Origin of the sequence: Sphingomonas sp. SORGH_AS_0438 (assembly GCF_031453475.1) — a bacterium.
Taxonomy (GTDB): domain Bacteria; phylum Pseudomonadota; class Alphaproteobacteria; order Sphingomonadales; family Sphingomonadaceae; genus Sphingomonas.
On sequence record NZ_JAVIZS010000001.1, the window covers coordinates 3015047 to 3039182 of the forward strand.

The following is a 24136-nucleotide window of genomic DNA, read 5'->3' on the forward strand; positions in this document are numbered from 1 at the left end:
ACGCCTCCCCCGTCGGGGCGGCGTGATCGGGCTCAGGCCGCGATCGGGAAGCGCAGCAACCGGTCGGCGACCGGCACCAGCGCCTCCGCCCGACCACCCACCGCCCGGCGGATTTCCGGATGATCGACATCCAGCCCGCCGGTCAGCGAGCCGAAGGCCGGCAGCACCAGCTTGGCGGCGCTGGCGACGAAGCAGCGGCGCGCCACCTGCTTGCCGCGCACCCGCACGCGCAGCTTGGGGTGGAAATGACCCGACAGTTCGGGCCGCGACTCGGCCGGATCGGCTTCGTGGCGCAGCACCAGGCCATCGACCAGCGCCTCTTCCACCACTTCGCCGCCGCAGCGATCGAGGATCGCGGGATCGTGATTGCCGGTGATCCAGGTCCAGCGCGTCGTACCGATCAGCGCCCGCAACCGGTCCTGTGCTGCCTGGGGCAGGCGGTCGCAGCCGCCGACATCGTGGAAACTGTCGCCCAGGCACCAGATCTCGGTCGCGCCGCACCGCTCGACCAGCGTCGTCAGCGCCTCCAGCGTCGCCAGCGAATCATAGGGCGGCAGCATCTGCCCGCGTCCGGCGAACCAGCTCGCCTTCTCCAGATGCAGGTCGGCGACGAGCAGCGCGCGCCGGGACGGCCAGAAGACCGCGCCTTCCGCCAGCGCCGCCAGCGCCTGTCCACCGAACGAAAAGGGAACCATTTCCGTGCCATGCCGTCTGGCAGCCGCCAGCGCAAGCGCCGGGTGGCAGGGAATCGCGGCCGGACCTGCCTCTTGGCCCGTTCCGGTGGAGCGCCTATGCCGGCCCCCTCACGAAAAGGACGTCTCTCCATGTCGCTCAAGCCGATCGCCGCCCTGCTGGCCTCCCTCGCCCTGGCACCGGCCGCACTGGCGCAGGCCCCGCTCAGCCCGGAGGCGGGCGATGCGCGCTGCGTCGTGGTCTTGGGCTTCATCGCCTCGCAGCCCAACCAGCCGGCGGACAAGCTGTCCGCGCTGCGCGCCGGCAGCATGTATTATGTCGGCAAGCTCAAGGGCCGCAACGCCGGCCTCGACATCCCCGCCACGCTCACCCGCGCGGCGCAGCAGGCACAGGCCGCCAAGATCAATGTCGGCACCGAGGCGGCACGCTGCGGTCGCGAGCTGACGGCGATCAGCCAGATCACCACCGCTCGCGCCAGGCCCGCCGCGCCGAAGAAGTAAGCCGGTCAGGCCGCCGCCGGCACCCCGCCCGCGAATCGCGCTTGGATCCACGGCAGCGCCTCGCGCCAGTCGTCGATCCGGGCATGGGCGAAGGGGGCCGGCGGCATCGCCACCGCCAGTTCGGCATCGGCGATCAGGTGCAGCCGGTGGACGCCCGGCGCATCGCGCGCGACCGATTCGTGATGGCCGGCGATGTCGTCGACGAACACCGCCACCGGCGGCCCGTCCGCGTCGCCATGTTCGGCCAGCAGCGCCGCGACGGCCGGGCCCTTGCCGCCCTGGTTGCAGACCACCCGATGCGCGATGCCGAAGGCGGCGAGCTGCTCGACGCGCGGCTGGCGGCAATCGTCGAGCAGATTGGTGAGGATGACGATATCGGCCTGGGTCGCGATCGCCTGCAGAGCCTCGGCCGCGTGCGGCACCAGCGTCTGCCGGCCCATCTCGGCCGGGAAGAAGCCGCCGAGCAGCGACCACATCTCCGCCTGGGGGATCACGCCGCCGCCGTCGCGGCGCGTCATGCTGGTGGCGAAATCGCCCGCGCCGATCGCGAAGTCGATATCGTGATGCTCGTCCAGCCAGGTGCGGAAATGCCGCACCATGTGCAGCAGCACCTCGTCGCAATCGGTGATGAGCAGCGGCTTCATGCGCCCTCTCCGTCCAGCCGGCGACGGGCGGCGACCAGTGCCTCGGGCCGCTCGTCCAGGTCGGTCGCACAGGCGATCAAGTCGGGCTCGTATCCTTCCAGGAAACCAAGTACGGCGGCCTGCGTTGCCCGTTCACTTGCCCCTGATTTCAAATCATTAGGGGTCAGGCCGGTCACATCGAGCAGCCGATGCGCCCGGTCGGGCGCCGCCAGGGTCCAGGCCAGGGCGCGCAAGGCGAGGATTTGCGCCGATGCTATTGCATCTGCGTCGTGATTTGTACTGGACCGCTGCATTGCCTATCGTCGCCTTCAGCTGAGAACAGGAACCCGCGTGACGAAAAAGGTCTTGGTTGTCGAGGATAACGAGCTGAACCTGAAGCTGTTCTGCGACCTGTTGCGGGCGCATGAATGGGCGGCGGAGCCGGTACGCGACGGCCGTGAGGCGGTGGCGCGCGCGCGCGAGGTGGAGCCGGACCTGATCGTGATGGACATCCAGATGCCGCACGTCACGGGGTACGAGCTGATCCTGGCGCTCAAGGCCGACCAGACGCTTCGCACCATCCCGATCATGGCGGTGACCGCCTATGCCGGGCGCGACGACGAGGATCGGATTCGCGGCGCCGGCGCCGATGCCTATGTCTCCAAGCCGATCAGCCTGGCGCGCTTCATGGAGGCGGTGAACGGGCTGGCATGAGGGTCCGCCCGGTCGCCCGGCTGCTCCCGCATTCCAGGCACGACGAAAAGGCCCTGGGCGTCACCACCCACGGCCTTGTCGCACATCCGATAACCGGACGGGGCGGCGACGCCGCCCGCGTGCCGCTTACTTGATCTTGGCTTCCTTGAACTCGACATGCTTGCGCACGACGGGATCATACTTCTTGAAGGTGAACTTCTCGGTCTTGGTGCGCGGGTTCTTCTTCGCGGTGTAGAAGAAACCGGTGTCCGCAGTGCTGACGAGCTTGATCTTGATGGTGGTCGGCTTGGCCATGAGCCCTATCCTGAAAAAGACAAGAGCGGCCGACCCATATGGTCACCGCTCGATCAGCCGTGGCGGATGCCGGAGGATCGCCGGAAAGTCAACCACTCGAGTCAGGGCCGATACGCGTTTACCCAGGGTTAACCACGAAGCATCCATGATGCTGCTCGAGAATCGCGTTGGGATTCCAGTAGGAGGACGGGCGGCATGGGCAAGGCGTTGCGGATCGGTCACGGCGAATCACGGCCCCATGATCTGACGCGACTCGACAGCGTCCGGGCCGACCTGACCGCGCGAATCGCCGCGCTCGATGTCCGCGCGCCCTATGCCCGCGCCCGTGACCTGGCCGTTGATGTCGATGCGATCCGCACCATCGCCCATCGCAACGGCCTCGACCCGGCGGTCACCGTCGCCCATTTCCTCGATTCGGCATTGGCGCGGGGCGAGCATGGCTCGCTGATCCATGGCTGGCTGGCGCTGCTCAGCGATGCGGTGCGATGCGAGCGGCGTGACCTGGCCGCCTGCGAATCCTTCGCCGCCGCCTGCTCGGTGCGGCTGGCCGGCTGACCGGGACGCCCGGCGCGGTTGAAAACGGCCTGGCGGGGAGCCATTCGGGCATCGGATCGTTACGCATCCGACCCGTTAGAACATCATGCCGGAGCTTATCATGGCCGATCTCGACCCCGCCCTCGCGACCCCCACCGATCTCAACCGCAACGACACCAAGACCGCCGGGGATGCGCTCAACATCGCGCTGGCGGATTGCTATGCGCTGTACCTGAAGACCAAGAATTTCCACTGGCACGTCTCGGGCCCGCACTTCCGCGACTATCACCTGATGCTCGACGACCAGGCGACGCAGATCCTGGGTGTGACCGACGCGATCGCCGAGCGCGTGCGCAAGACCGGCAACACCACGCTGCGCTCGATCGGCGACATCGCCCGCCGCCAGCAGATTTCCGACAACGACAAGGATTTCGTCTCCCCGCAGGAGATGCTCGCCGAGCTGCGCGCGGACAATCAGAAGCTGGTCGAGGCGCTGCGCGATGCGCGCGAGCGGGCCGAGGCGGCGAACGACACCGCCACCTCCAGCCTGGCCGACGACTGGATCGACCAGGCCGAGGAGCGCGCCTGGTTCCTGTTCGAGGCCAGCCGCCAGTCCTAAGTCCCTGCTGAAAAGGAGCCTGCCGCCATGCTGAAACTGGCCGTGATCTTCCTCATCGTCGGGCTGGTGCTCGGCGGCCTCGGCTTTGGCGGCATCGGCGGCGCCTTTGTCGGCATCGCGAAGATCCTGTTCTTCATCGCCGTCGCGCTATTCGTGATCTTCCTCGTGCTGGGGCTGATCGCGGGCAAGACGGTGAAGGACGCGGTCGACTGATCGCTCTGGCGGAGCGCGGCGTGCCTCCTGTGCGTTGAGCCGGGATGCACGCCTTCGCCGCCCTGCTCGATTCGCTGATTTACATGCGCGGTCGCAACGCCAAGCTGAAGCTGATCGCCGATTATCTCCGCGCCACGCCCGATCCCGATCGCGGCTGGGCGATGGCGGCGCTGACCGGCGATCTCGACCTGAAGGGCGTCAAGCCCGCCCTGATCCGCGCCCTGATCGAGGAGCGCGTCGATCCGGTGCTGTTCCGGATGAGCCGCGACTATGTCGGCGACACCGCCGAGACGGTGGCGCTGCTCTGGCCCGCCCCGGTCGTGCCGGCCGATCCCGAACCGCTGAGCGTCACCCAGGCGGTGGAGCGACTGCGCCACCTGTCGCGTTCGGATGCGCCGGCCGTGCTGGCGGCGATGCTCGACCGGCTCGACAGCGAGGAACGGTTCGCGCTGCTCAAGATGGCGACCGGCGGCCTGCGGATCGGCGTGTCCGCCCGCCTCGCCAAGACCGCGCTGGCCCAGGCCTTCGCGCTCGACGTCGATCGGGTCGAGGAACTGTGGCACGGCCTCCAGCCGCCCTATGACGCATTGTTCGACTGGATCGAGGGACGCGGGGCCGAGCCGACCGCTGCCGACACCCCCGTCTTCCGCCCCTTCATGCTCGCGCACGGGCTGGAGGATGCGCGCGTCGATTTGAAAGACTATGCCGCCGAGTGGAAATGGGACGGCATCCGCGTCCAGATCGTCCATGTCGCCGGCCAGACGCGACTCTACAGTCGCACCGGCGACGATGTGACCGGCAGCTTTCCCGATGTCGCCGCCGCCTTCGCCACGCCGGGCGTGGTCGATGGCGAACTGATGGTGAAGGGCGAGGTGCAGGGCGGCGAGGCGGCGAGTTTCAACGCGCTCCAGCAGCGGCTCGGCCGCAAGACGGTGTCGGCGCGGATGCTGGCGGACTATCCCGCCTTCGTGCGCCTCTACGACATCCTGTTCGACGGCGCCGAGGATGTGCGCGAGCGGCCCTGGACCGAGCGGCGCGCGCGGCTGGAGGCGTTCGTGCCGCGCCTCGACCCCGAACGCTTCGACCTGTCGCAACTGATCGAGGCCGAGGACTTCACCGCGCTGGAGGCGATCCGCGCCGGCGCGCGCGACGCGGCGATCGAGGGCGTGATGCTCAAGCGCCGCGATTCCACCTATCTGGGCGGCCGCCGCGCCGGGCTGTGGTACAAGTGGAAGCGCGATCCGCTGACCGCCGATTGCGTGATGATGTATGCGCAGCGCGGCAACGGCCGCCGCTCCTCCTACTACAGCGACTATACCTTCGGCTGCTGGACCGAGCAGGGCGAGCTGGCCCCGGTCGGCAAGGCCTATTCGGGCATCACCGACGAGGAATTGCGGATGCTCGACAGCTTCGTGCGCAAGCATACGGTGCATCGGTTCGGCCCGGTGCGCGAGGTGGAGAAGACGCTGGTGCTGGAGATCGCGTTCGATTCGATCCACGCCTCCAGCCGGCACAAGTCCGGCGTGGCGATGCGCTTCCCCCGCATCGCCCGCATCCGCCTCGACAAGCCGGCCGAGGAGGCGGACCGGCTGGCGACGCTCCAGACGCTGGTGACCTGACCGGTCCGGAACGGATCGATGATCGCGTCCCCGCCGGGCGGATTGGTGGAGATGGACGGCTTTGCGCGACGGCGCGCCCCGTCCAATATCCGCCTTGCCGATAATTTCCCGGGATTTGGCTCGCCATAGGCGGCTTGCGCCATCTAGAACGGACCTATGTCGATAGCCGAGCGAAATGAACCGGATAGTCTGCGGATCGAGAATGATCGGCTACGCGCGGAGCTTGAACGGTATCGCGAGCGGGATCGCGGCGAGCAAAGCTACCGTGCGCTGTTCGAGACCATGGACGAAGGCTTCTGCATCATCGAATTCGTCGACACGCCCAGGGGTGCGCTGACCGATTACGTCCACCTCGAAGCGAACGGCGCCTTCTCCAAGCATTGCGGCCTGCCGGATGCGGCCGGCCGAACCGCCCGCGACATGATCGGGGACGAAGCCGAGGCGTGGATCGCCACCTATCGTCAGGTGATCGACACCGGCGAGCCGATCCATTTCGAGCTGGAACTGACATCGATGGGCAAGCATCTTCAGGTCTCCGCCTGGCCGAACGGCCCGGCGGACGGCCTGCAGGTGGCGATCCTGTTCAAGGATCTCACCGAGCGGCGTCGCGCCGAAACGGCGCTGGCCGAACTCAATGCGACGCTGGAGGAGCAGATCGAGGAACGGTCGGCCGCGCTGCGCCTCTACCGCGACATCGTCCAGTCGGACGGATCGCCCGTCTTCGCCTTCGACATGGACATGCGGATCACCGCCTTCAACAAGGCGCATGAGGACGCCTATTTTCGCGTCTATGGCGTCCGACAGCAGATCGGCGACATCCTGCCCGATCAGGTCGTCCCCGAGCAGGGCGTGCTGTTGCGCGAACACATGGCGCGTGCGCTGGCCGGCGAAAGCTTCGTCATCCGCGATGCATTCGGACGCCCCGATCTCGAAATGCCCGTCTGGCAGATCGCCTTCAATCCGCTGCGGGACGAGAATGGCCGCATCATCGGCGGTTTCCACCATGCGCTCGACATCACCGCCGAAGTGCATGGCCGCGAAGAACTCGAGCGAACCCAGGATGCGCTGCGCCAAAGCCAGAAGATGGAGGCGATCGGCCAGCTTACCGGCGGCGTCGCGCATGATTTCAACAATCTGCTGACCGTCATCCGGGGATCGGTGGATCTGCTGCGCCGGGAAGGTCTCCCGGTGGAGAAGCGCCAGCGCTATCTCGATGCGATCGGCAGCACGGCGGAACGCGCCGCCAAGCTCACCGGCCAGCTTCTCGCCTTCGCCCGCCGGCAGACGCTGGAGCCGGAGGCGATCGAGGTGCGCGATCGCCTCGAGGCGATTTCCGACATGCTCGACAGCATCACCGGGGCCCGCGTGCGCGTCCGCTATGATGTGCCGGCCGAAACCTGTACGATTTTCGCCGATGTCAGCCAGTTCGAGACGGCGCTGGTCAATCTCGCGGTCAATGCCCGGGATGCGATGAATGGCGAGGGCACCATCACCATCCGGCTCCGCTGTGACGCGCCCATGCCGACCATCCGGAACCACGGCCCCGGCATGGGACGGTTCGTGGCGATCGCGCTGACCGATACCGGCACCGGGATCGATCCCGGCGATCTGGAACGCATCTTCGAGCCCTTCTTTCACCACCAAGGGCGTCGGCAAGGGTACGGGACTGGGGCTCAGCCAGGTGTTCGGCTTCGCCAAACAGTCCGGCGGGGACATCGACGTCCAGAGCATCGTCGGCGAAGGGTCGACCTTCACCCTCTACCTGCCACAGGCCAATGCCTTGGGCCGGGAGCGGAAGCCGGCCGTCCAATCCCAGGCCATGGGCGGAGAGGGTCGCTGCGTGCTGGTGGTGGAGGACAATATGGATGTCGGCCGCTTTGCGACCCAGCTTCTCGACGATCTCGGTTACCGTTCTACCTGGGTGACGAGCGCCGAGGAGGCGCTCGATCAGCTCGGCGATGATGGAGACGGTTTCGACATCGTCTTCTCCGACGTCGTCATGCCCGGCATGGGCGGGATCGAACTGGCCCGGCGGCTTGCCCGCGACATGCCGGCCCTGCCCGTCATCCTCGCCAGCGGGTACAGCCATGTGCTGGCGACGGAGGGGACCGAGGGCATGGAACTGCTCAAGAAGCCCTATTCGGCGAGCCAATTGTCGGGTGCGTTACAGCGGCAGCTCGAACGATAGGCGCGATGCGGTTTCCGGTTCGGGGATGATGGTCGCACTAAACAGGCCGCCCGACATGGCGAAGCACCGCAAATTGGAAGTGTTGGGGGGAAGGCTCGCCCCCCCTTCACCCCGGTTCGCACCCCCGCCCTTTGCCGGGCGGAAAAGCAACGATCCGCCGCGAACGCCTCGCCGACCTACCCCTTCACCAGCCCGCGCCAGGGCAGGTCCGGCCCGACCGGCACGATGCCGCAGGGATTCAGGTCGCGGTGGCTGGAATAATAATGGGTCTGGATATGGTCGAGATGCACCGTCTCGGCGATCGCCGGATCGCTCAGGATGCGTTCCAGATAGGCCTCCAGCGCCGGATAATCGACGATGCGGCGGATGTTGCACTTGAAGTGGCCGACATAGACCGGGTCGAACCGCACCAAGGTGGTGAACAGGCGGATATCCGCCTCGGTCATGCGCGTGCCGACCAGCCAGTCCTGCTTGGCCAGCAGCGCCTCCAGCCGGTCGAGCGTCTCGAACAGCGGCAGCACCGCCTCCTCATAGGCGCTTTGCGTGGTAGCGAAGCCGGCCTTGTAGACGCCGTTGTTCACCCGGTCGTAGACATCGGCGTTGATCGCATCGATCGCCGCGCGATGCTCGGCGGGATAGAAGTCGCCCGGCTTTGCCCCCAGCCCGTCCCAGGCCTGGGTCAGCATCCGGATGATCTCCGCGCTTTCGTTGCTGACGATCGTCTCGCGCTCGCGGTCCCACAGCACCGGCACCGTGACCTTGCCCGTATAGCCATCCCGCGCGCGGGCGTAGAGCTGCCACAGGAAATCCGCGCCATGGAGCGGATCGCCGGTGCCGCCCCGCTCCGTTTCGAATGTCCAGCCCTGCTCCAGCATCACCGGATCGACCACGGAGACGCCGATCATCTCCTCCAGCCCCTTGAGCGCGCGGACGATCAGCGTGCGATGCGCCCAGGGACAGGCATAGCTGACATAGAGGTGATACCGCCCCTTCGCCGCCGGCCAGCCCTGTTGCCCGTCCGGCCCCGGCCCGCCATCCGCCGTCACCCAGTCCCGAAAGCCGGCATCCTGCCGCTTGAACGCACCGTCGGCGCTGTCCTCCGTCACCTTGCCGGCGTGCCAGCGTCCGTCGATCATCCTGCCCATATGGCGCTCCTTCCGGTTCGGCGGGTCTACGCTTGGCCGCGGGTCAGGGTTTCAGCTTGATCTCGAACAGCTTCGGCCAGAGCTTGCCGGTGACGAACAGGCGGCGCGTCGCCGGGTCATAGGCGATGCCGTTGGCCACCCCCTCCGGATCGGACACCGACACCTGCGCCACCACGGGCCGCAGGTCGACGATCTGCGTGACCTTGCCCGAGCGTGGATCGATCCGGATCAGATAGGGGGTGTGCCAGACATTGGCGAGGATCGTGCCGTCCACCCATTCCAGCTCGTTGATCTGGTCGATCGGCCGGCCGTTCAGCGTCACCGCGATCCGCCGCTTCTCCTTCAGCGTCCTGGGATCGAGCACGTGCAGCGTCGCGGTCCCGTCCGACTGGATCAGCGACGTGCCGTCACTGGTCAGCCCCCAGCCCTCGCCGGTCGTGTAGCGGCCCTTGCCGAGCGGCTTGAGCGTCCGCGCATCCCAGCGATAGGCGACACCGTCATGCCAGGTCAGGCTGACCAGCGACTTGCCCCAGGCGGCGAGCCCCTCGCCGAACTGCGACGGGTCGATGCGCGCGCGCCGCTCGACCCGGCCGGTGGCGAGGTCGACCCGCCGCACCTCCGACTCGCCCTCGCGACCGACGCTTTCGTAGAGCGCGCCGTCATGCCAGATCAGCCCCTCGGTGAAGGCGGCGCGATCATGCGGGTAGCTGCGCACCACCTCCACCTGGACGAGCGGCGGGCGCGGCGTGGCGGGTGCGGCGGCCTCGGGCGCGGCGGCGATCAGGGCGAGCGGGGCGAGGAAGAATGCCATGCGATCCGTTCTAGGGGAGGATATAGTCGAGGGCCATCTCTAGAAGGGCGCCGGGACGCGGCGCATGATCCGCATGACGACAATCCTGCCGTTCTCCAATGCCATGTCGACGGTCCATTCTCCACCCGCGAACAGGGTAGCAAGCGCTCGAGGCGTCCCCCACGAATCCGTGCGTTCCGCCGGTTCGACCAAGCCCTGATAGCTCAGCGAATTTGGGTGGATATAGGCAATGGCATCCAGCGGCAGCTTGGCGAGCGCGACCCGGCCGCTGGAGATCACCGTCATCTCCTCCTTGCTTGGTCGCAAGTCCGGATCCGTGTTGATGCGCGCGAAATCCTGCGCCATCCGAGCGGATTGATCGTCGATCGATATCTGCACCGGAAGGGATCGATGGGAGCGCGCGCGGGCTTGAAGCGTGGCCAACTGGCGGATCAGCGCGAATGATGGGGACGCATCCGTTTCGCTGACGGAGAAATAGGGCTTTCGCACGGTGGCACATTCGCCCCTGTCTCGAGCATCGGCGCGCCAACTATAGGTGCGCTCAATCGTCAGGCTGAGCGGCGGGGAAATAGGCGCCGCCATCCCACGGAAGATCGATGGCGCCAGCAGGACATGTACAACCGACCGCTCGCAAAAGCCCGCCTCGGTGCTCACGTCACCCGCCATGACCAGGGTAACCGGCATCTGATAGGAGGCACCGGGCGGCGGCGGCGGCATTGGTGCGTGCCGCCCGACTTCGGCCGCCACGACCACCGGATGGCCGGGTGCCAGCATCGCGTCGGCCAATTGAGCCGGCGTCATCGCGCGGGCCTCGGCAAATGTGATGGCCGGGGGATCGGCGCGCAAGGCGATGGTGGCGGCCAGAACCAACACGAGCGACATGATCCCTCCTCGACGACGAAGTCTGCCCACCCGACCGCCAGCCGGTCAGCGGCGACATGGCCCCAAACGCACAACGGCCCGCCCGGTCGAAACCGGACGGGCCGTCGCGATGCTCCACCCTGGTCGGGTGGGGCGGATCAGCTGCCCTGCTGCAGGTTGACGGCGGCATACTTGCCGCGACGGTCCACCTCGAGCTCGAACTGCAGGCGGTCGCCCTCGTTCAGCGAGCTCATGCCCGCACGCTCGACCGCCGAGATGTGGACGAACGCGTCCGGCTGGCCGTCGTCGCGCTGGATGAAGCCGAAGCCCTTCATGGCGTTGAAGAACTTGACGGTGCCCGTCGCCTTCTCGCCAGTCAGCTGACGCTGCGGCGCGCCGCCGAAGCCGCCGCCACGATCATTGCCGCCCGCACGCGGTGCACGGTCGCCGAAGCCACCCTCGCGCGGCTCACGCGGAGCGCGCTCGGTCACGGCCATCGGCTCGCCGTCGATCTTCAGCTCGGTCGCCGAGATACGGCCACCGCGATCGACCAGCGTGAAGCCGAGCGGCTGGCCCTCGGCCAGGGCGCTCAGGCCGGCCTGCTCGACCGCCGAGATGTGAACGAACACGTCTTCGCCGCCGTCATCGCGGACCACGAAGCCGAAGCCCTTCTGCGCGTTGAAGAACTTGACCACGCCGGTGCCTTCGCCAACGACCTGGGGGGGCATGCCGCGACCGCCGCCGAAGCCGCCACCACCACCGCCGCCGCCACGGAAGCCGCCGCCACCGCCGCCGCCGAAGCCGCCACGGTCGCCGCCACCAAAGCCGCCGCCGCCGCTGCGACCGCCGCCGAAGCCGCCGCCACCGCCGCCGAACCGGTCACCGCCGCCGAAGCCGCCGCCACCGAAACCACCGCCGAAGTCGCCACCGCCAAAGCCGCCGCCGCCGAAATTGTCATCGCCGCCGAAGCCATCGCGCTTGTCGCGCCCACGCCCGCCACGATTGCCGCGGCCACCTTTATCGAAACCCATAAGCCCTGTTCGTCTTCCCGGTTCGCCCGTCACTGCATCCTCAAGAACCCGAGCGCCGGACGACGTGCCGAGGTCTTCAAGGCGCGAAATAGTTTGCGCCTACTCTTGGGCATAGCCGATTCGATCGAACTCCGCGAATGAAATTTTCACCACACCGCCCCGAACGCGGCGAAAAGATGCGTGGATGCGACGTTTCGCGCTGCCGCATGACCGCCGTCCGTGCTTGAGCGGGCGGGCGCCAGAGGCTACGGCCCTGAGGATGACCGTGCATTTCCATGAAGAGGACATCCCCGCCGGCCTGTTCGCCGGGGCGTCCAGCATTGCCGTCGACACCGAGACGATGGGCCTGATCACGCCGCGCGACCGGCTGTGCGTGGTGCAGCTGTCCGATGGCGGCGCGGACGAGCATCTCGTCCGATTCGCGCCCGACAGCGACTATGCCGCGCCCAACCTGAAGGCGCTGCTGGCCGATCGCTCGATCACCAAGCTCTATCATTACGGCCGCTTCGACATCGCCGCGATCCAGCACTATCTGGGCGTGGTCGCCGCCCCCGCCTGGGACACCAAGATCGCCTCGCGGCTGATCCGCACCTATACCGACCGGCACGGGCTGAAGGAGCTAGTGCGCGAGCTGCTGGGCCAGGACCTGTCCAAGGCGCAGCAATCCTCCGACTGGGGCGGGCCCGACCTGTCCGACGCGCAGAAGGAATATGCTGCGTCCGACGTGCGCTATCTCCATCGGCTGCGCGAGGAACTGGAACGGCGGCTGGCGCGCGAGGGCCGCACCGCCATCGCTCAGGCCTGTTTCGATTTCCTGCCGAGCCGCGCCGCGCTCGACCTGGCGGGCTGGCCCGAGCAGGACATCTTCGCCCATGCGTGAGGCCGCCTGATGTCGGAGGCGAGCCGCCGCGCGGGGGAGCGTAGCGCGCGCCAACGCTGGGCCGCGCCCGGATCGCGCCACGACCGGGTGGTGGCGGTGGCGCGAGTCGTGCTGCCGACCGCGATCGGCGTGCTGTCCGCCTTTCTGGTGATGGCCCCGCTGACCGCGAGCGGCGACGTGTCGTTCGTGCTCGACAAGAACAAGGTCGAGGTCGCGCGCGAGCGTCTCAAGATCCAGCGCGCGCAATATCGCGGCCAGGACGACAAGGGCCAGGCGTTCGAACTGACCGCCGGCTCGGCGATCCAGCGCAGCTCCAGCGAGCCGATCGTCCAGCTCCGCGCGCTGGAGGCCAGCCTGCAACTGCCCGAGGGGCCGGCGGAGATCGTCGGCCAGCGCGGCCACTATAATATGGACTCGCAGAAGGTCGCGATCGACGGGCCGATCGCCTTCACCGGGGCGGGCGGCTACAAGATGGACACCAGCGACGCCACCATCGACCTGACGACGCGGACGATGCGCAGCGCCGGGCCGGTCACCGGCACCGTGCCGCAGGGCCGGTTCAGCGCCGATCGCCTCAGCGCCGATCTGGACAGCCGCACGGTGACATTGAATGGCAACGCCCGCTTGCGGATCGTACCGCGAGGGGCGAAATAGCGCCGATGCGCAAACTTACGCCGCTGATGCCCGCTTTCGCGATTCTCGCCGCCCCGATGCTCGTGGCGGTGCCGCTCACGCCGGCGGTCGCGCAGCAGCGCCATAACAGCAACGCGCCGATCGATTTCGGCGCGGACCAGATCCAGTTGCAGGACAAGGCCAATCGCGCCGTCCTGTCGGGCAATGTCGTCGTCAAGCAGGCGGAGATGACGCTCACCGCCACACGGATGACCGTGACCTATACGGGCCAGGTGATCGGCGGCAATCCGCAGGTGTCGCGGCTCGACGCATCGGGCGGCGTCACCGTCCGCCGGCCGGATCAGGTCGCACGCAGCCAATATGCGATCTACGACCTCAACCGCCGCGTCATCACCATGATCGGCGCGGTGTCGCTGACCCAGGGCGGCGGCAACACGGTGAATGGCGGTCGGCTGACGATCAACCTGGACACCGGCCGGGCAGTGATCGACGGATCGTCGGTCGCGGGCGGCAGCGGCGGCGGCCAGGGTACGGGCGACGCCGGCGGCATCAGCCCGCGCGGCGGTCGCGTGACCGGCACCTTCTCGGTGCCCAAGCGCAATTAGGCGCCGGGGCTTTCCGTGCGCGGCAAAAGCGTGCAAGCGGAAGGCCCTGTCGGCCCCCTGTCGAAGTTCGTGAGGCATTAGCGCGATGGACTCCACCATCATCTCCCCTTCCGATACGGTCGCGCCGATCGCCGAGCCGCCGGTCGCGCGCGGCCTGCAGGTGGTGTCGATCGCCAAATCCTATGACAAGCGCACGGTGCTGACCGATGTGTCGGTGTCGGTCGGGCGCGGCGAAGTGATCGGCCTGCTGGGGCCGAACGGCGCGGGCAAGACGACCTGCTTCTATTCGGTGATGGGCCTGGTGAAGCCCGATTCGGGCCGCATCCTGCTCGACAATGAGGATATCACCGGCCTGCCCATGTATCGCCGCGCGATCCTGGGCCTGGGGTATTTGCCGCAGGAGACCTCGATCTTCCGCGGCCTGTCGATCGAGAAGAACATCCTGGCGGTGCTGGAACTATCCGAGCCGGACGCCGCGCAGCGCCAGGTCAAGCTCGACCGGCTGCTGGAGGAATTCGGCCTGACCCGGCTGCGCGCCTCGCCGGCCATGGCGCTGTCGGGCGGCGAGCGTCGCCGGGCGGAGATCGCGCGCGCGCTGGCGGCGGACCCGTCGATCATGCTGCTCGACGAACCGTTCGCCGGCATCGACCCGATCTCGATCGCTGACATCCGCGACCTGGTGAAGGACCTGAAACGCCGCGACATCGGCGTGCTGATCACCGACCATAATGTCCGCGAGACGCTCGATATCGTCGACCGCGCCTATATCATCTATGACGGGCGCGTGCTCTTCTCCGGCTCGCCCGCCGAGCTGGTCGCCGACGCCAATGTCCGCCGCCTGTATCTGGGCGAGGGCTTCTCGCTCTAGCACCATGGCCGCCCGCCTCTCCCGCTTGGACCAGGCCGGATGAGCCTCGCGCCGCGTCTCGATCTTCGCCAGTCGCAATCGCTGGTGATGACGCCGCAATTGCAGCAGGCGATCAAGCTGCTGGCGCTGTCCAACCTGGAGATCGAGACGTTCATCGCCGAGGAGGTGGAGAAGAACCCACTGCTCGACGCCACCGCGACCCAGGAGGTGGTGCGGCCCGAGCGGCCGGAAGCGGCCGAACCGGCGGGTGCCGACGCGCTGGTGACCGGTACGGCCGCCGCCGAGCCGCTCGACGTGGATTACGCGACCGAGAGCCATCATCAGGATTCGGCATCAGACGGCGGCGGCACGGCGGATGGCGGCCTGTCGATGACGGGCGGCACGGGCAGCGGCAGCGGCGGCCTGGGGTCGGAGGACGGCCCCGATCTCGACTCGCTGGCGGAGGGCGCCCCCAGCCTGGCCGACCATCTGCTCGCCCAGGCGACGCTGGCGGTGCCCGCCGCCGATGCCTTCATCGCCCAGCATCTGATCGACCAGATCGACGAGGCGGGCTATCTGACCGTGTCGCTGCTCGACCTCGCCAACCGGCTGGCGGTGCCGCTGGTCCGGGTCGAGCGGGTGCTGGCGATCGTCCAGACCTTCGATCCCACCGGCGTCGGTGCGCGCGACCTGGCGGAATGCCTGGCGCTCCAGGCGCGCGAGGCGGATCGCTACGACCCCTGCATGGCGCGGCTGATCGAGCATCTCGACCTGCTGGCGCGCGGCGAGCTGGCGCGGCTGAAGCGGATCTGCGGCGTCGATGACGAGGACATGGCCGATATGGTGCGCGAACTGCGCGCCTATGATCCCAAGCCCGGCTGCCGCTATGGCGGCGAACCCGCGCCGGCGGTGACGCCCGACCTGTTCGTGGTACCGGTGCGCGGCGGCTTCGGCATCGAGATCAACAGCGCCACCCTGCCCCGCGTGCTGGTCAACCGCCGCTATTACAGCGAGCTGTCGCGGACGGGGCAGGACAAGGCGTCCAAGGCCTGGCTGTCCGACTGCCTGGCCAGTGCCAACTGGCTGGTCAAGGCGCTGGATCAGCGGCAGCGCACGATCATGAAGGTCGCGCAGGAGATCGTGAAGCAGCAGGAGGGGTTTTTCCGCCACGGCGTCGCGCATCTGAAGCCGCTGACGCTAGCGCGCGTCGCCGAGGCGATCGGGATGCACGAATCGACCGTCAGCCGCGTCACCAGCAACAAATATCTGTCCTGCGCGCGCGGGCTGTTCGAGCTGAAATATTTCTTCACCTCGGCGATCCAGGCGGCGGACGGCGGCGATGCGGTATCGGCGGAGGCGGTGAAGAGCGCGCTCAAGGCGCTGATCGCGGGCGAAGGCAACACGATCCTGTCCGACGACACTCTGGTCGAACGCCTGCAGGCCAAGGGTTTCGACATCGCGCGGCGCACCGTCGCCAAATATCGCGAGGCGATGGGCATCGGCAGTTCGGTGCAGCGCCGCCGCGCCCGCGCTTTGGGCGGCTGAACGGCCGCTTCCATCCTCCCTTGACGAAGCGCCGATAGAGGCCGGGGTGGAGCCAAGGGAAGGACAAGCCGGTGTTCAACGTGACTGTATATCTGGAACGCGGCTGCAACCGTCATTGCGAGCGCAGCGAAGCAATCCGGGGCGTCACGCGCGCGGCTGTGGATTGCTTCGCTGCGCTCGCAATGACGATCTCAAGTCCGAATCATGTCATCGGGTTTTGAAGACCGAGATTTTCGGATTCTGGACCTTGGATACCGTGGCCGATTTGAGTCGCGACGCGGCGGAGGACGCGGCGGCGGCGGCCTGACCGGACCGATGGCGCGTTACGCCGCTCCGTCTTGATCCTGGCGCAGCCGGTCCGCCAGCGCTTGGATCGCATCGCCCGAGAAACATTGCACCGCCGCATCGCTGTCATCGATCTGGACCGGATGATCGGTCGTCAGCACGGCCTGCGCCCGGTGTTCGGCATCCATCTCCCCCCAGGCACGCACCGCGCCGGCCAGGCTGGTCACCTCGGCCACGTCATGGCCGCCGCGCGGCACATTCTCCAGCGCCGCGCTCATTCGCCAGTCAATCGTCACAGGTCGTTCTCGCTGATCACCACCATCGCCTGATCGGGATCGCGTGCCAGCGCCTTCACCCCCGCCTCGGCGACTTGATCGGCGACGCGGGTCAGCGTCGCGACCGGCTCGGTGATCGGATCGATGCCGGTCAGCGCCCGCAGGCCGTCATAGGGCATAGCGAAGGCGTGGCGATCCTCGCCGATATCGGCGGCGAATTCGACGCGGCGTTCGTCGACATTGTCGAAGATCGTGGCGGTATCGATGTTCAGCCGGGCTGCGGCCATCCTGATTCTCCTTGGACAGGTCCATTGAACCGCACGGGCCGCGGCGCAGTTCCGCGTCAGTCGTCCTCATCCTCGAAGCCGACGAGCGCCAGCGCGCGGGCGCGGATCTGGCGGGTCATGCACCAATGGACCAGCGCGTCCTCGCGGCCATGCGTCACCCACACCTCCTTGGGCGCGATCTCGGTCAGCGTCTGGGTCAGTTCGTCCCAATCGGCATGGTCCGACAGGATCAGCGGCAGTTCGATATTCTTCTGCCGTGCGCGCTGGCGGACCCGCATCCAGCCGCTGGCCATCGCGGTGATCGGATCGGGCAGCCGCCGCGACCAGCGGTCGTTGAGCGCGCCGGGCGGGCACATCACGACATGGCCCGCCATTGCCGCCTTGGCGACGCCCGCGACCGGGATCAGCTCGCCGAGATGGACGCCATGTTCGGCATAGAGGTCGCACAACCGCGCCAGCGCGCCATGGATATAGATCGGTGCCGCATGGCCGCGCGCGCGCAACTCCGCGATCACCCGCTGCGCCTTGCCCAACGCATAGGCGCCGACCAGCACGCAGCGATCGGGATTGGCGTGGAGCCGCGCCAGCAGCTTGTCGATCTCGTCGCCCGTATCGGGATGCCGGAAGACCGGCAGCGCGAAAGTCGCCTCGGTCACGAACACATCGCAGGGTACTGGTTCGAAGGGCGTGCAGGTCGGGTCCGCCCGGCGCTTATAGTCGCCCGACACCACGATCCGTTCGCCGCGATAATCGAGCACGATCTGCGCAGACCCCAGCACATGGCCGGCGGGTACGAAGCCGATCTCGACCTCGCCCAGCCTGATCGTCTCGCCATAGGCGACGGGCGCGCCATTTTGGGGACCGTAGCGCGCCGCCATGATCGCCAGCGTCTCGGGCGTCGCCCAGACGCGACCATGGCCGCCGCGCGCATGATCGGCATGACCATGGGTGACCAGCGCCTGCGGCGTGGGTTCGGACGGGTCGATCCACGCATCGGCCGGCTTCACATGGATGCCATGGGGGTGGGGTTCGATCCAGTCGCCGAGCTTGACCATCACGCCTCAACGTCCGGGATCGCAGGAATGTCCGGTTTCGGCCCCGCCCCGGAAAGGGGGGAAACGGGACGGAGCCGAGCTTGGGAACGGGCGGGCAGGCGGATCGGTTCCGCCGCCCGCCGGCCATTACATCGCCTGGAGTTCGGTCAGATGCGTCTGCACCACCGGTGCGATCTGCCCGGCGACCATCTTCAGCGGCGCGGACGTGCCGTTGGCGGCATAGCCCTGGTGCAGCGTCAGCGCACGCTGGTGCGCCGCCTTCTGCTGCGTCACGTAGAGCGAGTCGCGTGCCGTGCCCTTGGCCGTCCGGAGCGCCGCGACGTCGCGGGCGCCCATCGCGTCGAGCTTGGGCGCCGGCACGGTGACGCCGGCCTTGGCGGCGGCGGCCTTCACATCGGCGGTGCTCTTGGTATGGTCGCGGACCATCATCTGCGCGAACTGCCGCAACTTGGCGTTCTTGCTCGTCGCCAGCACCAGCTGGCTCGACGTCTTCTCATAGAGGTCGCCCGCACCCGCCTTGGTGACGAAGGTGGTCGGCGACACCGCCTGCGCCGACACGGCGGCGGGGGTCAGCGCGACGATGGCGGCAAGCGTGATGGATCGGATCATGGTGGCTCTCCTATTGGCCTAGCTGCTCGCCCAAGCGCCCCAAATCACGCGGCGTTCCCGGCAGGAGAGAGGATTTGACCAGAGATTAGAGCAACTTGATTGCGATCAATCGGATTTTGGAGGGATTGAATCCGTCCGCTTCCACCAATTCTCAGAAGAGGGTCGATCTATAGATCGTCACATCATCCGATAAAGGAGTGAACCTGATCAAGGAGTCGACGGTCCACTCCCCTCCACTTTGCCGGAGGCCGGAGGGATAAGAGGTTCCGGGTCGAACCCCCCGGTCGTGTCTTGGCCCGGTCGGGCCGCCCTTTTAGCGGCCCACCCAATCGGCGATCTGCGCCGCCACCTGGTTCGCCGCCTGGTTCAGCGCCGGACCGGCCGACTCGGCATCGATCGCCGCGACGGGCACCTGTGCCTCGAACCGGCGCGTCTCGGTGCCGCTCTGCCCGGCGCGCGACAGGGTGGCGTCATAGGCGACCACCGCCTGGCGCCCGGTCGCGTCCAGGCCGAAGCGGCGCAGTGTACCGCCCAGCTGGTCATTGGCCTCGCCCACCGCCTGCACGGGCGTGATGACGACCCGGCCGGTGCGCGCCGCCAGCGTATCCGACACCAGCCGCGCGAACAGCCGCGCCGGCGGTTCGGACCATTGCGCGTCCTTCACATAGGCGAGCGTGGTCGGCGTCACCTCCACCGGCACGCGGGCGGTGGCCAGCGCCGCCGCGCTGCCCGGCACGTCGACCACGATGGTGCGGGCGGTGGCCGAGTCGCGCACCTGCCCGACCGGCACCATCGCACTGCTGGTCAGGACCAGCAGCGACTTGGGCGGCTTGGCCCCGAAGCTGACGCAGCCGGCCAGCGGCAGCGTCGCGGCGCAGATCAGGAGAGCGGCTCTGTTCATGGCGATCCTCACTTGCCCTTATAGTCCGGCAGCTTCTGCGCGCCGATCAGCGAGCTGGCCCCCTGCTGGTCGACCTTTTCCGCCACGGCGGACAGGGCGGTGGCGGTGGTGCGCAGGTCGCGGATCAGGCGGTTCGCTTCCGGCATGGTCTGCTTCGAAAAGGCCTGGAGGCCCGGCCGCGCATCGTCGATCGCGGCGTTCAGCGTCTCCGCCGATTGCCGGGCGGACGCGATCGCGCCGTTCAGATTCTGGATGGTCGGCGCGATGTCGTTGGCCAGTACCCCGTTGGTGGTCTGCGCCAGGTCGCCGATCTGCTTCGACGCCTCGCCTGCCTGCTGGATGGCGATCCGCGTCTGCGCCAGCGTCGCCGCGATCTCCGGCCCGCGATCGGCCAGCGCGTCGGTCAGGCGGTTGGTATTGTCCAGGATGCCGGCGATCGACGCCTGGTTGCGGTCGGTCAGCAACCCGGTCAGCCGCTCGGTCAGCGTCGACAGCCGCTCCAGCAACTGCGGCGCGCTGTTCAGGATCGCGCCGATGCCGCCCTGCTTGGTCGGGATGACCGGCACGCCGTAAGGGCAGACATTGGGGTTGGGCGGCTCCGGACAGGTGATCGGATGGGCCCCCTTGCGCGCGCCGTCCAGCGACACGGTGCTGGTGCCGGTGAAGCTGCCGACCACGGTCGCGGTGGTGCCGTCCAGCACCGGCGTGTCGTCGTTCACGCTGATCCGGACGCGGACATATTGCGGATCGTTCTTCCACAGGGCGATCGACTTCACCTGGCCCGACGGCACGCCGGAATAGGTAACCTGCGACCCTTGCGCGAGGCCGTCGACGGACTGGCGGAAGAAGATGTCATATTCCTTCTTCCCGGTGCCGCCCAGCCGGGCGATCCACACCGTGAACAGCGCCAGCATCGCCAGCAGGATCAGCACGACGGCGCCGACCAGGACGTGGTTCGAACGGGTTTCCATCAGCCTGTCCTTGTTCCGGCGGGATCGCTGTCCCGCGCCGCATTGTCGCTGTCGCCGCCTTGCGACGTCTGGTGGGTGGTCCGGGCCGTCACCTCGGTCGGGTGGCGATCCGTGTCCGCGTCGAAGTCGAGTCGCTCCTGGCCCGTCGCGGCGGCGCGGCCGCGTGGCCCCTCGAAATATTCGTGGATCCAGGGATGGTCGGTCGCCTTCAGCTCGTCGATCGTGCCGACCGCGATCACCCGCTTGTCGGCCAGCACCGCCACCCGGTCGCAGATCGCATAGAGCGTATCCAGGTCATGGGTGATCAGGAACACGGTCAGTCCCAGCGTGCGCTGGAGCGACTGGATCAGCGAGTCGAACGCCGCCGCGCCGATCGGGTCCAGCCCGGCGGTCGGTTCATCGAGGAACAGCAATTCGGGGTCGAGCGCCAGCGCGCGGGCCAGTCCGGCGCGCTTCTTCATGCCGCCCGACAGTTCGGCCGGATATTTCGGCCCGGCCTCGGGCGGCAGGCCGGTCATCACGACCTTGTAGGCGGCGATCTCGTCGAGCAGCGATTGCGGCAGCTCGCGATAGAATTCGCGCAGCGGCACCTGCACGTTTTCCGCGACCGTCAGCGTGGAGAACAGCGCCCCGCCCTGGAACAGCACGCCCCAGCGCTTGCGGATCGCCACCGCCTCGGTTTCCTCGCGGCCGATGGTCGGCTCGCCGAACACGGTGATCGTGCCCGCATCGGGGGTCTGGAGGCCGATGATCGAGCGCATCAGCACCGATTTGCCGGTGCCCGACCCGCCGACCACGCCCAGGATCTCGCCACGCCGGACCTGGAGGTCGAGCTTGTCGTGGATCACCGACTCGCCGAAGCTGTTGCGCAGCCCCTTCACGTCGACCAGGATCTCGTCCTTGCGCGTCGGCATCAGTCCCAGCCCAGCCAGGTGAAGAACACCGCGAAAAAGGCGTCGAGCACGATCACCAGGAAGATGCCCTGCACCACCGCCGACGTCGTGCGCAGGCCGACCTGCTCGGCGTCCGCCTCGACCTGCATCCCCTGGAAACACCCCGCCAGCGCGATGATCGCGCCGAACACGGGCGCCTTGATCAGGCCGACATAGAGGTCGGTGATCGGCACGACCTCGCGGATGCGGGCGATGAAGGTGATGGGCGGGATCCCCAGCGACACCGCCGCCAGCAACCCGCCGCCGATCATCGCGATCAATGAGGCATAGAAGCCGAGCAGCGGCATCAGTACGATCGCCGCCAGCGTGCGCGGCACCACCAGCGCCTCCATCGGCGACACGCCGATCGTACGCATGGCGTCGATCTCCTCGGTCAGCTTCATCGTGCCGATCTGCGCGGCGAAGGCGGAGCCGGAGCGGCCCGCGACCATGATCGCGGTCATCAGCACGCCCAGTTCGCGCAAGGTTAGCCGTCCGACCAGGTTGATCGTGAACACCTCCGCGCCGAACTGGCGAAGCTGTACCGCACCCTGTTGCGCGATGACGATGCCGATCAGGAAGCTCATCAGCCCGACGATCGCCAGCGCGGCGACGCCGACTGTCTCGAATTCGTGCACCACCGCGTTGAAGCGGAAGCGGCGCGGGTGGCGGATCACGCTGGCAAAGGCGAGCGTGGTCGAGCCGAGGAAACCGAGCAGCCCGAGCAGCGTGCGTCCCGACTGGACCACCGCGTCGCCCACCTCGCCCAGCACGCGCTGGATGCCGCTGCCCTGCGACGGACGCGGCACCAGCGGCTTGTCGGCCTCCACCACCTGGTCGAACAGGTGCCGGCCGTCCTCGCTCAGGCCCTCGACCCGCGCGTCATGCTTGGCGGCGAAGCGGTGGACGACCCAGGCACCGACCGTGTCGATCCGCTCGACGCCGCTCAAGTCGACCGTGGTGACCCGATCGACCTGTTCGAGTCGCTCGGTCAGGCCGGCAATGCGGGCGAGCGACAGATCTCCGGTGAACCGGACCGTGCCGTTATCGTCCTGGAACTGCGCGGCATCGTTCATCGAACGCACCCTTGATCGAAATGATGCGTCGCGGCAAGCCGTCCCGACATCACGACGAACGGTGACGGGGCGCTCACAGCATCACGTCCACGGCATGAATGCACAAGCCAACCAGCCCGCCGACCAGCGTGCCGTTCACCCGGATATATTGCAGGTCGCGTCCCACCGCATTCTCCAGGCGGCCGGTGATGGTGGCCCGCGTCCCAGCTTCGCACCGTCTCCGATACCAGCCGAACGATGCCGTCGCCATAATCATGCGCCACGCCCACCGCGGCGCGGCGGACGAAACGGTTGATGCGCAGCGCGAGGCCCCGATCCTGGCGCAGCGTGTCGCCGATCTGGCGCAGGATCTCGCCCAACTGCCCGGTCATCGCCGCCTCCGGATCGCGGGCGATGCGCAGCAGCGAGGCGCGCGCCTGCTCCCACAGGCCGTCGAGCCAGCGCGCCATCGCCGGATTGGCGAGCAGTTCCTCCTTCGCCGCCTCGATCCGTGCGCGGGTGGCGGGATCGTGCTGCAAGTCCCAGGCGAACCGGTCCAAGCCATCCTCCACCTTCTGCCGCATCGGATGGTCGGGGTCCTCGGCGACGTCGTGGAGCAACTTGTCCAGCCCGGCGATCAGCTTGTCGGCCAGCGTCTCGTCCAGCCCGGTCCAGCGCAACACCGCACCGGCGCGCTCGCGCACCATCTGGCGGATCAGCGCGTCGTTCGACTGCAACAGGCCCGAGGCCCAGCGCGCACCCGAATCGAGCAACGGCCGGTGCCGCCCCTGCGCCATCATCGCGGTGAGCAACTGGCCCAGGATCGGCGCCACCTCCATCTCGCGGATGCGGGTGGCGACCGCCGCCTTCATCATGCCGCCGAGCTTGGCGGGATCCATCGCCTCCAGCACCTGCGCCACCATGCGCGAGGCACCCCGGCGGAAACGGCCGCCCGCCCCCTCGGGCGGATCGGTCAGCCAGCGGGCGGCGGCGGCGGCGACATCGACCCGGCGCATCCGCCGCGCCACCACGCGCGGCACCAGGAAGTTGGACCGCAGGAAATGGGCGAGCTGGTCGCCGATCCGGTCCTTGTTGCGCGGCACGATCGCGGTATGCGGGATCGGCAGGCCGAGCGGGTGGCGGAACAGCGCGGTCACCGCGAACCAGTCCGCCAGCCCGCCGACCATCGCCGCCTCGGCAAAGGCGCGGACGAAGCCCCAGGCTGGGTGTGCGCCGACCATCAGCCGGCTGACCAAAAACAGCCCAGCCATCGCCACCAGCAGCGCGGTCGCGACCAATCGCATCCGCACGAGCCCGGCCGGCACTTGGTCGAGGGACGTGCGTGCGAGTTTCACAAGCGTAACAATACCTGAAACGCGTGTTGGTTCACGCCTATTCGGCCCAGCGCCCC

At 68.0% G+C, this 24136-nt stretch carries 28 protein-coding genes and 2 pseudogenes; 13 read left to right on the forward strand and 17 right to left on the reverse strand.

Features of this window, described 5'->3' with window-relative positions:
• Positions 1 to 32 precede the first annotated feature (32 nt).
• A complete protein-coding gene (gene pdeM / locus QE452_RS14095) occupies positions 33 to 695 on the reverse strand; it encodes a ligase-associated DNA damage response endonuclease PdeM (protein ID WP_309730293.1) in 663 nt (220 codons plus the stop codon).
• A 129-nt stretch (positions 696 to 824) separates the two neighbouring features.
• Between pdeM and QE452_RS14100 the strand changes: the two genes are divergently transcribed.
• On the forward strand, positions 825 to 1193 hold the full coding sequence (locus tag QE452_RS14100) for a hypothetical protein (protein WP_125993637.1): 369 nt from the start codon (positions 825 to 827) through the stop codon (positions 1191 to 1193).
• A gap of 5 nt (positions 1194 to 1198) precedes the next feature.
• Here QE452_RS14100 and QE452_RS14105 read toward each other — a convergent pair whose 3' ends face one another.
• Together QE452_RS14105 and QE452_RS14110 are read right to left on the reverse strand one after the other, a co-directional pair.
• Entirely contained in the window at positions 1199 to 1837 is a 639-nt protein-coding gene (locus QE452_RS14105; protein WP_309659597.1) for an HAD family hydrolase, read from the reverse strand.
• Positions 1834 to 2130, reverse strand: a complete 297-nt coding sequence (locus tag QE452_RS14110; protein ID WP_309659596.1) for a DUF3572 family protein — start codon at positions 2128 to 2130, stop codon at positions 1834 to 1836. Before QE452_RS14110 ends, QE452_RS14105 begins: the two co-directional genes overlap by 4 nt.
• 37 nt (positions 2131 to 2167) lie before the next feature.
• Here QE452_RS14110 and QE452_RS14115 point away from each other — a divergent pair, with 37 nt between their 5' ends.
• Entirely contained in the window at positions 2168 to 2530 is a 363-nt protein-coding gene (locus tag QE452_RS14115) for a response regulator (RefSeq protein ID WP_125993640.1), read from the forward strand.
• A 126-nt stretch (positions 2531 to 2656) separates the two neighbouring features.
• Here QE452_RS14115 and rpmG read toward each other — a convergent pair whose 3' ends face one another.
• Complete coding sequence (gene rpmG, locus QE452_RS14120; RefSeq protein WP_125993641.1) at positions 2657 to 2824, reverse strand: 50S ribosomal protein L33; 168 nt, start codon at positions 2822 to 2824, stop codon at positions 2657 to 2659.
• A gap of 195 nt (positions 2825 to 3019) precedes the next feature.
• Here rpmG and QE452_RS14125 point away from each other — a divergent pair, with 195 nt between their 5' ends.
• From QE452_RS14125 to QE452_RS19115, 6 genes and pseudogenes are all read left to right on the forward strand, one after another.
• Positions 3020 to 3379, forward strand: a complete 360-nt coding sequence (locus tag QE452_RS14125) for a hypothetical protein (RefSeq protein WP_309659595.1) — start codon at positions 3020 to 3022, stop codon at positions 3377 to 3379.
• 100 nt (positions 3380 to 3479) lie between these two features.
• Complete coding sequence (locus tag QE452_RS14130) at positions 3480 to 3977, forward strand: DNA starvation/stationary phase protection protein (RefSeq protein ID WP_309659594.1); 498 nt, start codon at positions 3480 to 3482, stop codon at positions 3975 to 3977.
• 27 nt (positions 3978 to 4004) lie between these two features.
• Entirely contained in the window at positions 4005 to 4190 is a 186-nt protein-coding gene (locus tag QE452_RS14135) for a DUF1328 family protein (RefSeq protein WP_184114315.1), read from the forward strand.
• A gap of 44 nt (positions 4191 to 4234) precedes the next feature.
• Positions 4235 to 5809: a cisplatin damage response ATP-dependent DNA ligase gene (locus QE452_RS14140; RefSeq protein ID WP_309659593.1), complete on the forward strand. Its 1575-nt coding sequence runs from the start codon at positions 4235 to 4237 to the stop codon at positions 5807 to 5809.
• A gap of 513 nt (positions 5810 to 6322) precedes the next feature.
• A pseudogene (locus tag QE452_RS19110) lies at positions 6323 to 7378 on the forward strand (nitrogen regulation protein NR(II)); the annotation flags it as partial.
• Positions 7379 to 7490: 112 nt separating this feature from the next.
• Positions 7491 to 7997, forward strand: coding sequence for a response regulator (locus QE452_RS19115; RefSeq protein ID WP_405052771.1), 507 nt, complete (start codon positions 7491 to 7493; stop codon positions 7995 to 7997).
• A 176-nt stretch (positions 7998 to 8173) separates the two neighbouring features.
• Here QE452_RS19115 and QE452_RS14155 read toward each other — a convergent pair whose 3' ends face one another.
• The 4 genes from QE452_RS14155 to QE452_RS14170 all read right to left on the reverse strand — a co-directional run bounded on the left by QE452_RS14155 (position 8174) and on the right by QE452_RS14170 (position 11845).
• Positions 8174 to 9142: a glutathione S-transferase family protein gene (locus QE452_RS14155; RefSeq protein WP_309659591.1), complete on the reverse strand. Its 969-nt coding sequence runs from the start codon at positions 9140 to 9142 to the stop codon at positions 8174 to 8176.
• Positions 9143 to 9185: 43 nt separating this feature from the next.
• Positions 9186 to 9953: a glutaminyl-peptide cyclotransferase gene (locus QE452_RS14160; protein WP_309659590.1), complete on the reverse strand. Its 768-nt coding sequence runs from the start codon at positions 9951 to 9953 to the stop codon at positions 9186 to 9188.
• Between the two features lie 39 nt (positions 9954 to 9992).
• Complete coding sequence (locus QE452_RS14165; RefSeq protein WP_309659589.1) at positions 9993 to 10835, reverse strand: hypothetical protein; 843 nt, start codon at positions 10833 to 10835, stop codon at positions 9993 to 9995.
• A gap of 137 nt (positions 10836 to 10972) precedes the next feature.
• Entirely contained in the window at positions 10973 to 11845 is an 873-nt protein-coding gene (locus tag QE452_RS14170) for a cold-shock protein (RefSeq protein WP_309659588.1), read from the reverse strand.
• A gap of 259 nt (positions 11846 to 12104) precedes the next feature.
• Between QE452_RS14170 and QE452_RS14175 the strand changes: the two genes are divergently transcribed.
• The 5 genes from QE452_RS14175 to rpoN all read left to right on the forward strand — a co-directional run bounded on the left by QE452_RS14175 (position 12105) and on the right by rpoN (position 16355).
• Entirely contained in the window at positions 12105 to 12725 is a 621-nt protein-coding gene (locus QE452_RS14175; protein WP_125993649.1) for a ribonuclease D, read from the forward strand.
• Positions 12726 to 12734: 9 nt separating this feature from the next.
• The gene (gene lptC / locus QE452_RS14180) at positions 12735 to 13379 is read left to right on the forward strand and encodes an LPS export ABC transporter periplasmic protein LptC (RefSeq protein ID WP_309659587.1); all 645 of its coding nucleotides are present in this window, start codon (positions 12735 to 12737) and stop codon (positions 13377 to 13379) included.
• 5 nt (positions 13380 to 13384) lie between these two features.
• A complete protein-coding gene (locus tag QE452_RS14185) occupies positions 13385 to 13963 on the forward strand; it encodes an LptA/OstA family protein (RefSeq protein ID WP_309659586.1) in 579 nt (192 codons plus the stop codon).
• Between the two features lie 85 nt (positions 13964 to 14048).
• Positions 14049 to 14831 carry an LPS export ABC transporter ATP-binding protein gene (gene lptB, locus QE452_RS14190; RefSeq protein ID WP_206433102.1) on the forward strand — a complete coding sequence of 261 codons (783 nt, stop codon included), beginning with the start codon at positions 14049 to 14051 and terminating at the stop codon, positions 14829 to 14831.
• 39 nt (positions 14832 to 14870) lie between these two features.
• Positions 14871 to 16355 (forward strand): RNA polymerase factor sigma-54, encoded by a 1485-nt coding sequence (rpoN, locus tag QE452_RS14195; RefSeq protein ID WP_309659585.1) that lies wholly within the window; start codon positions 14871 to 14873, stop codon positions 16353 to 16355.
• Between the two features lie 323 nt (positions 16356 to 16678).
• On the opposite strand, the gene QE452_RS14200 is transcribed toward rpoN, so the two are convergent.
• The 9 genes and pseudogenes from QE452_RS14200 to QE452_RS14240 form a co-directional block, all read right to left on the reverse strand.
• Positions 16679 to 16918: a hypothetical protein gene (locus tag QE452_RS14200; RefSeq protein ID WP_309659584.1), complete on the reverse strand. Its 240-nt coding sequence runs from the start codon at positions 16916 to 16918 to the stop codon at positions 16679 to 16681.
• A gap of 14 nt (positions 16919 to 16932) precedes the next feature.
• Positions 16933 to 17202 (reverse strand): hypothetical protein, encoded by a 270-nt coding sequence (locus QE452_RS14205; protein WP_309659583.1) that lies wholly within the window; start codon positions 17200 to 17202, stop codon positions 16933 to 16935.
• A gap of 56 nt (positions 17203 to 17258) precedes the next feature.
• On the reverse strand, positions 17259 to 18257 hold the full coding sequence (locus QE452_RS14210) for a ligase-associated DNA damage response exonuclease (protein ID WP_309659698.1): 999 nt from the start codon (positions 18255 to 18257) through the stop codon (positions 17259 to 17261).
• A gap of 126 nt (positions 18258 to 18383) precedes the next feature.
• Entirely contained in the window at positions 18384 to 18866 is a 483-nt protein-coding gene (locus QE452_RS14215; protein WP_309659582.1) for a DUF4142 domain-containing protein, read from the reverse strand.
• A gap of 313 nt (positions 18867 to 19179) precedes the next feature.
• Positions 19180 to 19767, reverse strand: coding sequence for an ABC-type transport auxiliary lipoprotein family protein (locus QE452_RS14220; protein WP_309730303.1), 588 nt, complete (start codon positions 19765 to 19767; stop codon positions 19180 to 19182).
• Positions 19768 to 19775: 8 nt separating this feature from the next.
• On the reverse strand, positions 19776 to 20738 hold the full coding sequence (locus QE452_RS14225; protein ID WP_309659580.1) for an MlaD family protein: 963 nt from the start codon (positions 20736 to 20738) through the stop codon (positions 19776 to 19778).
• Positions 20738 to 21652, reverse strand: a complete 915-nt coding sequence (locus tag QE452_RS14230) for an ABC transporter ATP-binding protein (RefSeq protein WP_309659579.1) — start codon at positions 21650 to 21652, stop codon at positions 20738 to 20740. The genes QE452_RS14225 and QE452_RS14230 overlap by 1 nt, the downstream gene beginning before the upstream one ends.
• On the reverse strand, positions 21652 to 22746 hold the full coding sequence (locus QE452_RS14235; protein WP_309659578.1) for an ABC transporter permease: 1095 nt from the start codon (positions 22744 to 22746) through the stop codon (positions 21652 to 21654). Before QE452_RS14235 ends, QE452_RS14230 begins: the two co-directional genes overlap by 1 nt.
• 73 nt (positions 22747 to 22819) lie before the next feature.
• Positions 22820 to 24029, reverse strand: a pseudogene (locus QE452_RS14240) (DUF445 domain-containing protein).
• Positions 24030 to 24136: the final 107 nt, after the last annotated feature.